Origin of the sequence: Bartonella sp. CL162QHHD, assembly GCF_042195435.1 — a bacterium.
GTDB lineage: Bacteria > Pseudomonadota > Alphaproteobacteria > Rhizobiales > Rhizobiaceae > Bartonella.
The window spans coordinates 95,629-109,828 of record NZ_JBHIOG010000061.1; the positions used below are offsets into that span (position 1 = coordinate 95,629).

A 14,200-nucleotide genomic window follows, 5' to 3' on the forward strand; every position below is an offset into this window, starting at 1 on the left:
GTAGTAATAAATTAAGAACCTAACGCGTCTTTAAGAAACGCAGCCAGTTGTTCAAGGTGTTTCACCATTAACCCAGAGGCCGGTGACGCACTCGCAGGACGTCCTGCATAACGAGCACGTGAATATTGCGCATTAATATGCGTCAAAACCCATTCCAAATAAGGCTCAATAAATGACCAAGCCCCCATGTTTTTTGGTTCCTCTTGGCACCAAAAAACTTCCGCCTGCAAAAAGCGCGATAACACATTTACCAAAACTTTTGCAGGGAAAGGATAAAGCTGTTCAATACGAAGGAGATAAACATCATCAATACCCTTTTTTTCACGTTCTTCATAAAGGTCGTAATAGACCTTACCAGTACAAAGAACGACACGGCGAATTTTATTATCTTTTTGCAACTTAATGACAGAATCTTTGAGACATTCTGCATCATCAAGCAACACACGACAGAAACTTGTTTCTGGCCCCATTTCATTGAGAAGAGAAACCGCTCGCTTATGACGTAAGAGTGATTTCGGTGTCATCAAAATCAATGGCTTACGGAAATCACGCTTAATTTGTCGACGCAAAATATGAAAATAATTTGCAGGGGTTGTACAATTAGCAACCTGCATATTATCTTCCGCACAAAGTTGAAGAAATCGTTCTAAACGTGCAGAAGAATGCTCCGGCCCTTGCCCTTCAAAACCATGAGGCAATAAACACACAAGACCAGACATACGAAGCCACTTACGCTCTGCAGATGAAATAAATTGATCAAAAATGACCTGTGCACCATTAGAGAAATCACCAAATTGTGCTTCCCAAAGTGTTAATCCTCGTGGTTCAGCAAGAGAATATCCATATTCAAAACCAAGAACAGCTTCTTCAGAAAGCATAGAATTAACAACGTCATAAAGCGCTTGCCCCTTTTGTAAATGATTCAAAGGAATATAACGCGCCTCATTTTCTTGGTCATAAAGAACGGAATGACGTTGTGAAAAAGTTCCCCGCTCAACATCTTCACCGGAAAGACGAACCGGTGCACCTTCCAAACAAAGTGAACCAAAAGCTAAAGCTTCAGCGGTTGCCCAGTCAACACCCTCACCGGTTTCAAAAATTTTAGCACGATTATTTAAAAAACGTTGAATGGTTTTGTGAACATGAAAATTCGCCGGAACTTCAACAATTTTCTGACCAATTTCCTTTAAAGTTTTTAATTCAACACCGGTTGCTCTAGAATGCTGCTCATCAGAACTACTAAAAGCTTTGAGTCCCGTCCAGCTTCCATCAAGCCAATCAGCCTTATTAGGCTTATAAGAAGCACTCGCTTCAAGTTCACCTTCAAGCTTATCGCGCCATAATTTTTTTTGTTGCTCAATCTCTTCTGAAGAAATCATTCCTTCTGCTACCAATTGGTCACTATAAAGTTGAAGTGTTGTTTTATGATTACGAATTGCTTTATACATAAGCGGCTGCGTAAAGGAAGGTTCATCACCTTCATTATGCCCATAACGGCGATAACAAAACATATCAATAACCACTGGTTTATGGAAAATTTGGCGAAACTCTGTTGCTATTTTGGCAACAAAAACAACCGCCTCAGGATCATCACCATTCACATGGAAAATTGGTGCATCAATCATTTTTGCGACATCTGATGGATAAGGCGAAGAACGTGAAAAACGTGGAGATGTTGTAAAACCAATCTGGTTATTGATAATAACATGAAGTGAGCCTGCAACACGATAACCTTTAAGACCTGAAAGACCAAAAGTTTCTTGGATAACGCCTTGTCCTGCAAAAGCAGCATCACCATGAATAAGCAATGGCATCACTTTTGAACGCTCACTTAATGGGAGTAAATCAGTATGCGCAGGTCCCATAAGTTGATCTTGTTTAGCACGTGCTTTCCCCATAACAACCGGATCAACAATCTCAAGATGAGATGGATTAGCCAACAGCGATAAGTGAACTTTTTTACCATCAAAGTCCAGATCAGCGGTAGTTCCCAAATGATATTTGACATCACCGGATCCCTCCACATCATCAGGCTTATAAGATCCCCCTTTGAATTCATGAAAGATAGCCCTATGCGGTTTGGCAAGAACTTGTGAAAGAACATTTAAACGACCACGATGTGCCATTCCTAAAATAACTTCCTGCACCCCCAAAGCACTACCACATTTGATAATTTGTTCAAGAGCGGGAATCAGCGCCTCACCACCATCGAGTCCAAAACGCTTTGTACCTTTATATTTAGTGTCTAAAAACTGTTCGAATCCCTCTGCCTGAATAAGCTTATTCAGAATAGCTTTCTTGTCTTGTTGTGTGAAAGAATTTTTTTTATCTCGCCCTTCAATGCGTTCTTGAAGCCATGCTTTCTGAACTGGATCAGAAACATGCATATATTCCACACCGATTGTTGAACAATAGGTCCGATTGAGAATCTCAAGCATTTGCGGAATAGTTGCATATTCCAATCCTAAAACATTATCAATAAAAATGGGACGCTCGTAATCAGCTGTAGTAAAACCATAAGCTTCTGGAGAAAGTTCCTTATAATCTTCTTGTTTTTCGGCCAATTGAAGAGGGTCAAGCTGCGCATGAAGATGTCCCCGTTCTCGAAACGCACGAATCATCATAATTGCATGAACGGAATCACGTGTTGCACGAATAATATCTTGTTTACTGGAAGTTTTTCCCTTTTGTGCAGCACCTGTTATTGCTTTTTCCTTTAATTTATCGCCAAGATATTTTTCAAGAGAAGACCAATCACCATCAAGAGCAGAAACCAATTCACCCTCTGCTTTTAATGGCCAATGATCACGCTGCCATGTTGCTCCTTCAGCATTTTTAAGAACATCTTCTTTATTATCATGAAGTCCTTCAAAAAAAGCACGCCACTGTGAATCAACACTGGTAGGATCTTTTTCATATTGAGCATAAAGTTGATCTATATAATCCGCATTCCCACCATAAAGAAATGATGTCTGTGCAAAAAGGCTATTTATTTCGTCCTGCCTTGCCATATACCTCTCCGGAACATCTATTCCGTCTCCTTATATCTCTTTTGACCTTTAAATGCTTACAAACAAGCAGTGATTTGAACATTCAAAAAATCTTTACCTTTTTATACTCAAGTTTTTTCACCTGAATCTAAGAACCTTTGCTTATTCAGGTGAAACTTTCTTTTAGCCTTTCAAAACTGACATCAAAGTCTTACCTATCTGTGATGGTGAAGAAGACACACGAATCCCTGCTGATTCCATTGCTGCAATTTTATCTTCTGCTCCACCCTTACCACCAGAAATAACAGCACCGGCATGTCCCATTGTCCGTCCTGGAGGAGCCGTACGGCCAGCAATAAAGCCAACAACTGGCTTTTTTCGACCTTTTCTTGCTTCATCTTGCAGAAACTGTGCTGCTTCTTCTTCAGCAGAACCACCAATCTCACCAATCATAACAATAGACTGAGTTTCATCATCTGCTAAAAACATTTCCAACACATCAATAAATTCAGTACCCTTAACAGGATCACCACCAATCCCTATAGCAGTTGTTTGTCCGAGACCTTCCTGACTCGTCTGAAAAACGGCTTCATAAGTTAAAGTTCCCGACCTCGAGACAACCCCAACAGAACCTTTTCTAAAAATAGAACCAGGCATAATACCAATTTTACATTCATTTGGTGTAAGAATACCGGGACAATTAGGACCAATAAGACGAGACTTTGAGTTTTCTAATCGCGCCTTCACTTTAACCATATCCATAACGGGAATACCTTCCGTAATACAGATAATTAAACGAATTTCAGCTTCAATAGCCTCTATAATAGCTGCCGCAGCCCCTGCAGGAGGAACATAAATAACGGAAGCATCCGCACCTGTTTTTTCTTTTGCTTCTGCAACATTAGCAAAGATAGGAAGAGTTTCACCTTTTGAACCTTCCCATGTTTCTCCACCCTTTTTAGGATTAACGCCACCAACCATTTGCGTACCATGATAAGCAAGCGCCTGTTCTGTATGAAATGTTCCTGTTTTTCCTGTAAGCCCTTGAACTAGAACTTTTGTCTCTTTATTCACAAGAATCGACATAGCTTAAGCTCCCTTCACGGCTGCAACAATTTTTTGGGCAGCATCATCTAAATCATCAGCAGGAATAACATTCAAACCACTCTCATTAATAATTGCTTTACCCTGCTCAACATTAGTGCCTTCAAGACGAACAACCAAGGGAACTTTCAAACCAACCTCACGAACAGCAGCAACCACACCTTCAGCAATGACATCACAACGCATAATACCACCAAAAATGTTAACCAAAATGCCCTTAACATTTGGATCGGCCGTAATAATCTTAAAAGCAGCTGTCACCTTTTCTTTTGATGCTCCACCACCAACATCCAAAAAATTCGCTGGCTCTGCTCCATAAAGCTTAATGATATCCATTGTTGCCATAGCAAGCCCAGCACCATTAACCATGCAACCAATCGTACCCTCAAGAGCAACATAAGCAAGATCATGCTTTGATGCTTCTATTTCCTTTGGATCTTCCTCTGAAAGATCGCGTAATTCTAAAATATCTGGATGACGAAACAGAGCATTATTATCAAAAGAAACTTTCGCATCAAGAACACGCAAACGACCATCTTTCATCACAATAAGTGGATTGATTTCTAAAAGGCTCATATCTTTTTCACAAAATGCCTTATAGAGAATCGGAAAAAGCTTTTCACCATCTTCTCGCGCACTACTTTGTAGTTTCAACGCATCACAAAGTCTTGCACAATCAGCAGAAGTAACACCCTCTCCAGCATCAATGGGAAGCGTGAATATTTTTTCTGGTGTCTCTTCAGCAACCGTTTCAATATCCATTCCACCTTCTGTTGAAACAACAAAAGCAATTCGACCAATGCTACGATCAACCAAAAGTGAAAGATAAAGCTCCCGTTCAATATCGGCACCGTCTTCAATATAAAGGCGGTTGACCTGCTTACCCTCTGGACCAGTTTGTTTGGTTACCAAAGTTTTTCCAAGCATTTCTTGAACATTTGCAACAACTTCTTCAACAGATTGTGCAAGCCGAACACCACCCTTTGCATCAGGATCAAGTTCTTTAAACTTACCCTTACCACGACCACCAGCGTGTATCTGACTTTTAACCACATAGAGAGGTCCGGGCAATTTTTCCGCCCATTTTTCCGCTTGCTCTACAGAATAAACAGCGACACCATTTGCAATTGGTGCTCCATATTCATGAAGCAGACGTTTGGCCTGATACTCATGGATATTCATGCATTTGTCCTTTTCTTTTATGGATCATGGATCTTATTAATCCTAAAGTTTTAATATTCTAAATACTTATTTTAATGAATTAAACCTTGTTCAATTTACTTGAGACTAGGTACAAGAGCAATACAAGCTTCACAAAGCTTTTTAACCGCATTTACTGAATGATCAAAAGCACCTCTTTCTTCTTTATCAAGATCAATTTCAATGACTCGTTCAACACCACCTGCACCAAGTACAACAGGAACACCAACGTAAGTATCATTAACCCCATATTCTCCTGAAAGATAAGCTGCAACAGGCACAACACGCTTAGTGTCCTTTAGATAAGCCTCAGCCATAGAAACAGCAGAAGCTGCTGGTGCATAATAAGCAGAACCTGTTTTTAACAAACCAATAATTTCTGCACCACCATCGCGGGTACGCTGGATAATTTGATCAATTCTTTCCTGTGTTGTCCAGCCCATCTTTACAAGATCAGGCAAAGAAATACCACCAACCGTTGAATAACGCACGAGAGGAACCATTGTATCACCGTGGCCCCCTAAAACAAACGCTGTCACATCTTTAATAGAGACCTTAAATTCCTCAGATAAGAAATGACGAAAACGCGCTGAATCAAGAACACCTGCCATACCAACCACTTTATGTGTAGGGAGACCTGAAAATTTCTGCAAAGCCCACACCATCGCATCAAGGGGATTAGTAATACAAATAACAAACGCCGAAGAAGCGTATTTTTTAATTCCAGCTCCAACTTGTTCCATAACCTTTAAATTAATGCCCAAAAGTTCATCACGGCTCATACCAGGTTTTCGCGCAACGCCTGCTGTTACAATAACAACATCAGCACCTTCAATTGTTTCATAAGCATTAGCACCTTTTAGACTGATATCAAAACCATCAACAGGAGAAGATTCGGCGATATCTAGAGCCTTACCTTGTGGCACACCTTCTGCAATATCAAATAAGACCACATCAGCAAGCTCTTTAAGCCCAATAATATGTGCTAAAGTACCACCAATCATACCTGAACCAATGAGAGCTATTTTTTTCCGTGCCATTTTATTTTTTCCTAACTTTTAGATAATTCAGCGCACACCCATCAGCGTCCGTATACTGAATATTTTTGACTTCAACCATATTCAAACAATATCATAAAAAGGAGTAAAGAAATGAAATTTACAAATTTCTCTCTTTACAGAAACAACAACCCTCCGCTGAAACAACTATTAGAAAATTATCACGATGTATCGATAAAGTGAATTTAAAAAAAATACAACAGAATTATTATATTTCTTTAATTTCAAAAAGTTATTGTTTTTACAGTTTACGTAAAGGTAAAAGTATAATCAATGCTTCTTCTTCAAAAGAAAATGTTCTTCCCAAAGTTTTAAATAATCGTAGCTTTGCATTTCGAAAAGACGTGATTGTGTTCTTTTAAATTCAAATGTTTCCGTAATCTGCGCATGCCCTTTATACAAATCCCCTACCCCTGCCGCAGCCGACATAAACAACCGTATGTGGCGTTCATAAAGAATATCAATAAGCAAAATAAACCGTTTTGTTTCATTGCGACATGTATCATCCATGACCGGTACATTATCAATAAAAATCGTATGATAACGCTCTCCTAATAACAAATATTCAGCCGCGGCCAAAGGCTTTGCACATAAATCCCCATAATCAAAACGAGCACATCCTGCACCAAAGCGCGGAATAGAAATAAGGCGCCCTTTTATAGAAAGCTCATCAGATGTCTCCTTATGTCCTTGCAATACAAGTGCCCATGCTTGATCCATATATTCATTTGCCGGGACCCCCAACGGCGACACATACACCTGTTGTAGATTTGATTTTTCAAGGCGATAATCTGTTTTTGCATCAAGATTAACAACGCGAACATATGCTTTCAAAACTTGAATAAAAGGCAAAAAGAGTTCACGATTTAAACCGTTACAATAAAGGTTATCCGGCGCCACATTTGAGGTTGCAATAAAGAAAATTCCTTTATCAAACAAAGCAGAAATAAGCCGTCCCAATACCATAGCATCAGCAATATCTGTTACACTAAACTCATCAAAACAAAGTATTTTTGCTTCTCGTGCAAGATCCTCAGCAACGGCTAAAATAGGATTATCTTGTTTAAATTTTGCACACCCAGATGCTTGACGATAAAAATTAATACGCTCATGTACATCAGCCATAAAATCATTAAAATGGGCACGCTTTTTATGACCTTTAGGCAAACAAGAAAAGAACAAATCCATCAGCATGGTTTTGCCCCGTCCTACTTCACCATAAATATACAGTCCCTGAAAAAAACCTGTTTCATCTCCTTGTTTTACAACACAAGAAATATTTTGTTTTTTCCTTTTAAATATTCTATTAAAGAAAGAGCAAAATATCCAAGTCCAAGGACGAGAGATATTTTGTTCCGTAATTTTTTTTAATAAATGATCAAAATATTCTGTTATAGCTAATTGAGCGGGATCAAAACAAACCTCTCCTTTAGCGACAAGCTCCTTATAACGTGTTGAAACGAGAATCATCCAAAAAACCTTTTTCAAACCGATCTCAATGAAAAATACAAATACTTTTCACGAATCTGTCCGTCTAGCTTAGCTTGTCATAAACGGTCAAAAATGATTTAACGACTTAAAACAACGGGATGATCATCAAGTGTACGTCCCTCAAAACGATCAACATTTGAAGAATAAAGAACGAGGATAACACGTCCAGAGTTATTATAAAAATATAATCTTTTTCCTTTAACGTCCCACGATCTCACTTGAGAAGCAATTCCTGGACAGTGTAAAGGACCAGCACGGTACCCTTTTCCAAACTTTGTTTGTGGAGTTGCAATCCGGCAAACTTTTCCTCCCATAGAAAGATTCCATACCCCAGCAATACTTGCAGGAAATAAATCAGTGGCATTGCTTGGCAATTCGAGACTAGCCATTCGTCCATCGCTCTGAGAATCTCCTTTTTCATACACCGAAGCGTTTGCGTCTTCAGATATCGACGAAGAAGGAGACGACAGATCAGACGCTTCCAATATTGTCATTTGTTGAGATGGATAAAAAACTTCTAATGCGTTATTATCGTCATTACCATCAAACCGTGTTGTTGAACATCCCCCTAAAAACATTACAGTTGATAGTGCAACGAAAAACGAAACTCTTGAAAACGCCATGTCTGTACTCTCTCCCACGACAATAAATAAGTTCACAAAAAAATTAAGCGAATATTTGTTATAGTTACAAAGATAAATTAACAAATTAAAAAAAACAGGTTAAAATCACTTATTTTAAACGAAATAACTTATGTACCAAATTTTATATTTATTAAACACTGGAAATTTATAAGATTTTCAGCCATATATCTCTTTTATAAGTAATCATTAGAAATAGAGAAGTTTCATGAAAACGCCATTTAGCAAAATGGACGGTCTTGGAAATCAAATTATTGTTGTTGATATGCGTGAAAGCACTCATGCTCTTACACCAAAAGCAATCCTTGCTTTGTCAGCAGATCCTGAAATGCATTTTGATCAAATCATGGCTATCCACACACCAACCCAGAAAAAAGCCAACTTCCGCATCGAAATATGGAATGCCGACGGATCAATGGCTAAAGCTTGTGGCAATGGTACCCGCTGTGTCATCGCATGGCTTAAAGATCACAATTTTGGTGAAAAATTTCATTTAGAAACTCCCGCTGGAATTATTGAAGGGAAATACCAAACCGACAATCTCATTTCTGTTGATATGGGATGCCCAAATTTCAATGCAAAAGAGATGCCTGTTTCACGTGAAATAGTTGATACCAATCACGTAGAAATTACGGCTGGTCCCCTAAAAGACGCTTGTCTCATATCCATTGGCAATCTCCATGCTATCTTTTTTGTTGAAAATGATATTCAACATATTCCATTAGAAAAATATGGACCAAAACTTGAACATGATCCCCTGTTTCCCGAACAGTGCAATATTTCCATTGCTTGCATAACGTCAAAGAAAAGTCTAAATTTACGTACATGGGAGCGAGGAGCAGGATTAACACAAGCATGTGGGAGTGCTGCTTGTGCAAGTGCAGTGGCTGCTTATCGTCGTGGTCTTACACAACGTCATATTGATGTAAACTTACCAAAGGGAACACTTAATATTTTTTACCGAGAAGACGATCACATTATTATGACAGGACCAATAAAATATCAATTTAGTGGTTTTTTAAGCCCTTTAACAGGGTCCTACAAAAAGGATCTCTCCTGATGGCAATAGAAATTGTAACTTTTGGTTGTCGACTTAACAGCTACGAATCGGAAATCATTCGCAAAGAAAGTACTTCTTCAGGGCTAGATCAACTTAAAGATGGTGCTATTATCTTTAATACTTGTGCTGTCACTGCCGAAGCCGTACGACAAGCAAAACAAGCTATCCGCAAAGCACGACGTGAAAATCCTCATGCGCGTATCATTGTAACAGGGTGTGCAGCCCAAACAGAAGCACAAAATTTTACCTCAATGACAGAAGTGGATCTCGTTTTAGGAAACGAAGATAAACTTCACGCCCATTCTTATCGTCAACTTCCTGATTTTGGTATTAATCATTCTGAAAAGGTGCGTATCAATGACATTATGGAAGTACAAAAAATTGCCCCACATATGGTCAGTGCAATGCAAGAGCGCACCCGCGCTTTTGTACAGGTACAAAACGGATGTGATCATCGCTGTACATTTTGCATTATTCCTTATGGACGAGGACCATCTCGTTCAGTTCCCATGGGTGCTGTCATAGAACAAATTAAAAAGCTGATAGGTGGGGGTATCCAAGAGGTGGTCCTTACAGGTGTTGACCTTACAAGTTATGGCCACGACCTTCCTGGAAAAGCTACTCTAGGAAAATTAACTTCAGCAATTTTGCATCATGTTCCTGACTTAACGCGATTACGCCTCTCATCTATTGACTCTATTGAAGCAGACGAAGAACTCATCAATCTTTTAGCTTATGAAACAAGAATCATGCCCCATTTGCATTTATCTTTGCAAGCAGGTGATAATATGATTTTAAAACGGATGAAACGGCGTCATCTGCGCGAACATGCCATTCAATTTTGCCAAGAGTTGCGTGCCAAACGTCCTACAATGGTGTATGGCGCTGACTTAATTGCTGGTTTTCCTACAGAAACAGAAGAGATGTTTCAAAACAGTCTTGTTTTAATCAAAGATTGTAATTTAACCCATCTCCATGTCTTCCCCTTTAGTCCAAGAGAAGGAACACCTGCCGCACGTATGCCACAAATCAACCGTAAAATAGTTAAGATGCGTGCTGAAAAATTGCGTAAAGCAGGTGAGATGGCTTACCAAAAGCATCTTGCTCATTTACAAAACAGTCTACAAACAATTCTCGTTGAAAAAGATGAAATCGGACGAACAGAAGATTATACCCTTGTACAGGTTAAAGGTGCAAAAGCAGGAACAATTGTTCAAGCCCTTATCGTTGATCATGATGGCGATAAATTGATTGCTGTCCTTCCAAAATTAAACGCTGCTTGAGCAGGAAAATTCTTATGACGAAATCTTTTATTAAAAAAATATTCTCTTTTAACAAATCTCAAGAGCAAGAAATTGAACAACAGATTTCTATTCCTGATAAAAGCGATATAATAGAAGAAAATAAAGACAAAAATGAAAAGACAAAAAATAACCAAGTTTCTATAGACACAGAAAAAGAAGAACAAACAAAAAATCCAGAGTCAATACTTACAAAATATGATGAAAAATCTCCATTTCTAGAATCCCGTTCTGATAAAATTCCTTTTTCTGGTAAAATTATTGTCACAGACAACATCCGTGAAAAAAAGAATGAAGAAATTTTATCTGAACCTTCTGTTGAACAAAAAAAGACAGCGTGGTTTGGGCGCCTTAAAAAAGGTCTATCCCTTTCTTCACAACGCTTAAGCGGATCAATTAGCGATCTCTTTGTTAAAAGAAAACTTGATGAAGACACATTGCAAGAGCTCGAAGATATTCTTATCCAAGCTGACATAGGTGTAGAGACGGCAACACGCATCACAAATACTTTAGCTTCCAGTCGTTACGGAAAAGACCTCTCCCCAGATGATATTCATACTATTGTAGCGGATGAGGTCAAAAAAGTTCTGGAACCTGTTGCAATACCATTGGAACTTGATCTCAGCCATAAACCGCATGTTATTTTGCTGGTAGGTGTAAATGGCACTGGAAAAACGACAACTATTGGAAAACTTTCAGCAAAATTAACAGAAGGGGGATTAAAAGTTATGCTGGCAGCTGGTGATACTTTCCGAGCCGCAGCTATTGAGCAACTACACATCTGGGGTGAACGTACCAATTCTCCTGTTATTTCAACAAAATTGGGTGCAGATGCCGCCAGCTTAGCATTTGATGCTTATGAAAAAGCAAAAAAAACAAACAGTGATGTATTAATTATTGATACAGCAGGGCGTTTACAAAATAAATCTGAATTGATGGATGAATTAGCAAAAATTATTCGTGTTTTAAAAAAACATACCCCCCAAGCACCCCATACAATCCTTCAAACGCTTGATGCAACAACCGGACAAAATGCACTCAACCAAGTAGATATTTTCCGCGATATTGCTGGTGTTAATGGTTTAGTCATGACAAAGCTAGATGGGACTGCACGAGGAGGAATTCTTGTCGCTATCGCAGCAAAATATAAATTACCCGTTTATTTTATCGGTATAGGAGAAGATATTGAAGACCTTCAACCCTTTTCTGCTTCTGACTTTGCCGAAACTATCGCAGGAAAACATGCATGAAACAGCCTTTATCTAATCCTAATTTACACAATAATTCTGAAAAAAAAATGAATAACAATAAAAAAAAATCTCTCTCACCAACACTTAAGTTTCTTTTGGAAATGGGTCCATTGGTTGCCTTCTTTTTTGCCAATTATAAGGGAGAATGGCTGATAAAAAACATTGGATTTTTTCAAAATTTTAACAAATCTATTTTCCCTGCAACAGCTATTTTCATGGTAGCGATAATTATTTCCCTAAGCTTATCATGGATCCTTGCAAGACAAATTCCTATTATGCCTCTTATTTCGGGAATATTTGTTTTAGTTTTTGGTTTTCTAACTCTCTGGCTTCATAATGAAACTTTCATAAAAATGAAACCGACAATCATTAATAGCTTATTTGCTTTTATACTTTTTGGTGGGATGTTTTTTAAAAAACCACTTTTACGTTATGCTCTTGATTCTACCTTAAAACTTGATGATTTAGGTTGGCAAAAACTTACCTATCGTTGGGCGTTTTTTTTCATTTTTCTTGCCCTTTTGAATGAAATAATTTGGCGTAATTTTAGCGATAATTTCTGGACAAGTTTCAAAGTATTTGGCGTCATGCCTATAACAGTCCTTTTCATGCTTACCCAAATGCCTATAATTATAAAACATTCAAAAGGACTTTTTACAGAAGAGGACAAATCTGATTCTTAAAAAAATCACCACTACCGATTATTTTATAGATTCATCGCCAAACACTGTTCGGGAGAAAAAATATGTTGATTGAACAGTTTATTTGTCGAGAAGACAATTTTGGTATACTCATTCATGATGAAAAAAGTGGTATGACAGCTGCAATAGATGCTCCTGAAAGCAAAGCGATTCACAATGCTTTAAAGCGCTACAATTGGACACTTAACACTATTTTTGTAACTCATCATCATCACGACCATGTAGAAGCCCTATCAGAATTAAAACAAGTTTACAACGCTATGGTTATCGGGCCAGAAGCAGAAAAAGAAAAAATCAATTATCTTGATCAAACACTTCAACCTGATGAAAGTTTTTCTTTTGGCACACACCTGCTTTTAGCTCTTTCAACACCTGGTCATACTTTAGGCGCATTATCTTACTATTTTCCTGAGAAGAGTTTACTCTTTGCTGGAGATACACTTTTTTCATTGGGCTGTGGACGTCTTTTCGAAGGAACACCTGCACAAATGTTAAATTCTTTAAAGAAACTTCGTAAACTTCCTGATGAAACACTTCTCTATTGTGGACATGAATATACAAAAAATAACGCTCTTTTCGCACTAACAATTGACCCACATAATAAAAAGCTCCACCAAAGAATAGAGGAAGTTTTTTTGCTACGTGCAAAAAACGCTATGACTTTACCTGTCACTTTAGGGCAAGAAAAAGCCACCAATCCTTTTCTCCGCTGGGATGATAGTGTGTTGCGAAGGAACCTTGTAATGGAAGAAGAAACAGATGAAGAAGTTTTTGCTGAAATTCGAAGAAGAAAGGATAATTTTTAACCATGCTTAAGTTCGTATTACGTTTGTTTCTCCTTTTTCTTTTCGTGATACATATTCAACTAACAAGAGCAGAGGAAAAGGAAACAGATAATTCTTCTCTTATATCCCCTCTCATTGCAAATTATCCCTTAACAGAAGATTTTTTTTTAAAACTGGAAAAAATTGAAAAAGAATGTGAAAATTTACTTCCAGAAACAAAAAATGATCTTATCACTTATGATTCTAGTATCCACTCTAATATTGAAAACTACACTACCTATATTTCTAGTAAACCAAAACTTATGAATATTTTAAAAAAAAATAATATCAAACCAGAAGATTTTGCTGCTGGAACCTTAGTACTTAAAGAAATATCCGCGCTTCTCATATTTGCACCTGAAAAGGAATATTCTACTGAGAAAAATACTATATTTCTAAACAATCTTGAATTTGTTAAAAAACATTTTTACAAAGCAACAATTCTTTTAGATAGCTGTGAAAAACTCATTTTGAGCAACTAATCAGTTATTAAATGTTAGAAAATATCACCCCTTTAATCTAATAAAGAAGTCCGTGCATTAAAAAATCACCGTATTTTTATCATTCCTAATAATTGTTT

Annotated in this window: 12 protein-coding genes; 6 read left to right on the forward strand and 6 right to left on the reverse strand. The window is 37.9% G+C overall.

Annotated elements, in window-relative coordinates:
* Positions 1-11: 11 nt before the first annotated feature.
* From ACFILD_RS06065 to ACFILD_RS06090, 6 genes are all read right to left on the reverse strand, one after another.
* The gene (locus tag ACFILD_RS06065; RefSeq protein ID WP_375664891.1) at positions 12-3,011 is read right to left on the reverse strand and encodes a 2-oxoglutarate dehydrogenase E1 component; all 3,000 of its coding nucleotides are present in this window, start codon (positions 3,009-3,011) and stop codon (positions 12-14) included.
* A 162-nt stretch (positions 3,012-3,173) separates the two neighbouring features.
* The gene (gene sucD / locus ACFILD_RS06070; protein ID WP_273790158.1) at positions 3,174-4,076 is read right to left on the reverse strand and encodes a succinate--CoA ligase subunit alpha; all 903 of its coding nucleotides are present in this window, start codon (positions 4,074-4,076) and stop codon (positions 3,174-3,176) included.
* Between the two features lie 3 nt (positions 4,077-4,079).
* Positions 4,080-5,276 carry an ADP-forming succinate--CoA ligase subunit beta gene (gene sucC, locus ACFILD_RS06075; RefSeq protein WP_273790159.1) on the reverse strand — a complete coding sequence of 399 codons (1,197 nt, stop codon included), beginning with the start codon at positions 5,274-5,276 and terminating at the stop codon, positions 4,080-4,082.
* 95 nt (positions 5,277-5,371) lie between these two features.
* A complete protein-coding gene (mdh, locus tag ACFILD_RS06080) occupies positions 5,372-6,334 on the reverse strand; it encodes a malate dehydrogenase (RefSeq protein ID WP_273790160.1) in 963 nt (320 codons plus the stop codon).
* Positions 6,335-6,622: 288 nt separating this feature from the next.
* On the reverse strand, positions 6,623-7,822 hold the full coding sequence (zapE, locus tag ACFILD_RS06085) for a cell division protein ZapE (RefSeq protein ID WP_375637355.1): 1,200 nt from the start codon (positions 7,820-7,822) through the stop codon (positions 6,623-6,625).
* Between the two features lie 98 nt (positions 7,823-7,920).
* Positions 7,921-8,466, reverse strand: coding sequence for an AprI/Inh family metalloprotease inhibitor (locus ACFILD_RS06090; protein ID WP_375664892.1), 546 nt, complete (start codon positions 8,464-8,466; stop codon positions 7,921-7,923).
* Positions 8,467-8,692: 226 nt separating this feature from the next.
* On the opposite strand from ACFILD_RS06090, the gene dapF reads away from it, so the two are divergent.
* From dapF to ACFILD_RS06120, 6 genes are all read left to right on the forward strand, one after another.
* Positions 8,693-9,544, forward strand: a complete 852-nt coding sequence (dapF, locus tag ACFILD_RS06095) for a diaminopimelate epimerase (protein ID WP_375664893.1) — start codon at positions 8,693-8,695, stop codon at positions 9,542-9,544.
* Positions 9,544-10,827 carry a tRNA (N(6)-L-threonylcarbamoyladenosine(37)-C(2))-methylthiotransferase MtaB gene (mtaB, locus tag ACFILD_RS06100; protein WP_375664894.1) on the forward strand — a complete coding sequence of 428 codons (1,284 nt, stop codon included), beginning with the start codon at positions 9,544-9,546 and terminating at the stop codon, positions 10,825-10,827. The genes dapF and mtaB overlap by 1 nt, the downstream gene beginning before the upstream one ends.
* Before the next feature lie 14 nt (positions 10,828-10,841).
* Positions 10,842-12,095: a signal recognition particle-docking protein FtsY gene (gene ftsY / locus ACFILD_RS06105; RefSeq protein WP_273790164.1), complete on the forward strand. Its 1,254-nt coding sequence runs from the start codon at positions 10,842-10,844 to the stop codon at positions 12,093-12,095.
* Positions 12,092-12,778, forward strand: coding sequence for a septation protein A (locus ACFILD_RS06110; RefSeq protein ID WP_273790165.1), 687 nt, complete (start codon positions 12,092-12,094; stop codon positions 12,776-12,778). Before ftsY ends, ACFILD_RS06110 begins: the two co-directional genes overlap by 4 nt.
* A gap of 62 nt (positions 12,779-12,840) precedes the next feature.
* Positions 12,841-13,602, forward strand: a complete 762-nt coding sequence (gene gloB, locus ACFILD_RS06115; protein WP_375630639.1) for a hydroxyacylglutathione hydrolase — start codon at positions 12,841-12,843, stop codon at positions 13,600-13,602.
* A 44-nt stretch (positions 13,603-13,646) separates the two neighbouring features.
* The gene (locus ACFILD_RS06120) at positions 13,647-14,102 is read left to right on the forward strand and encodes a hypothetical protein (protein ID WP_375662911.1); all 456 of its coding nucleotides are present in this window, start codon (positions 13,647-13,649) and stop codon (positions 14,100-14,102) included.
* Positions 14,103-14,200 lie beyond the last annotated feature (98 nt).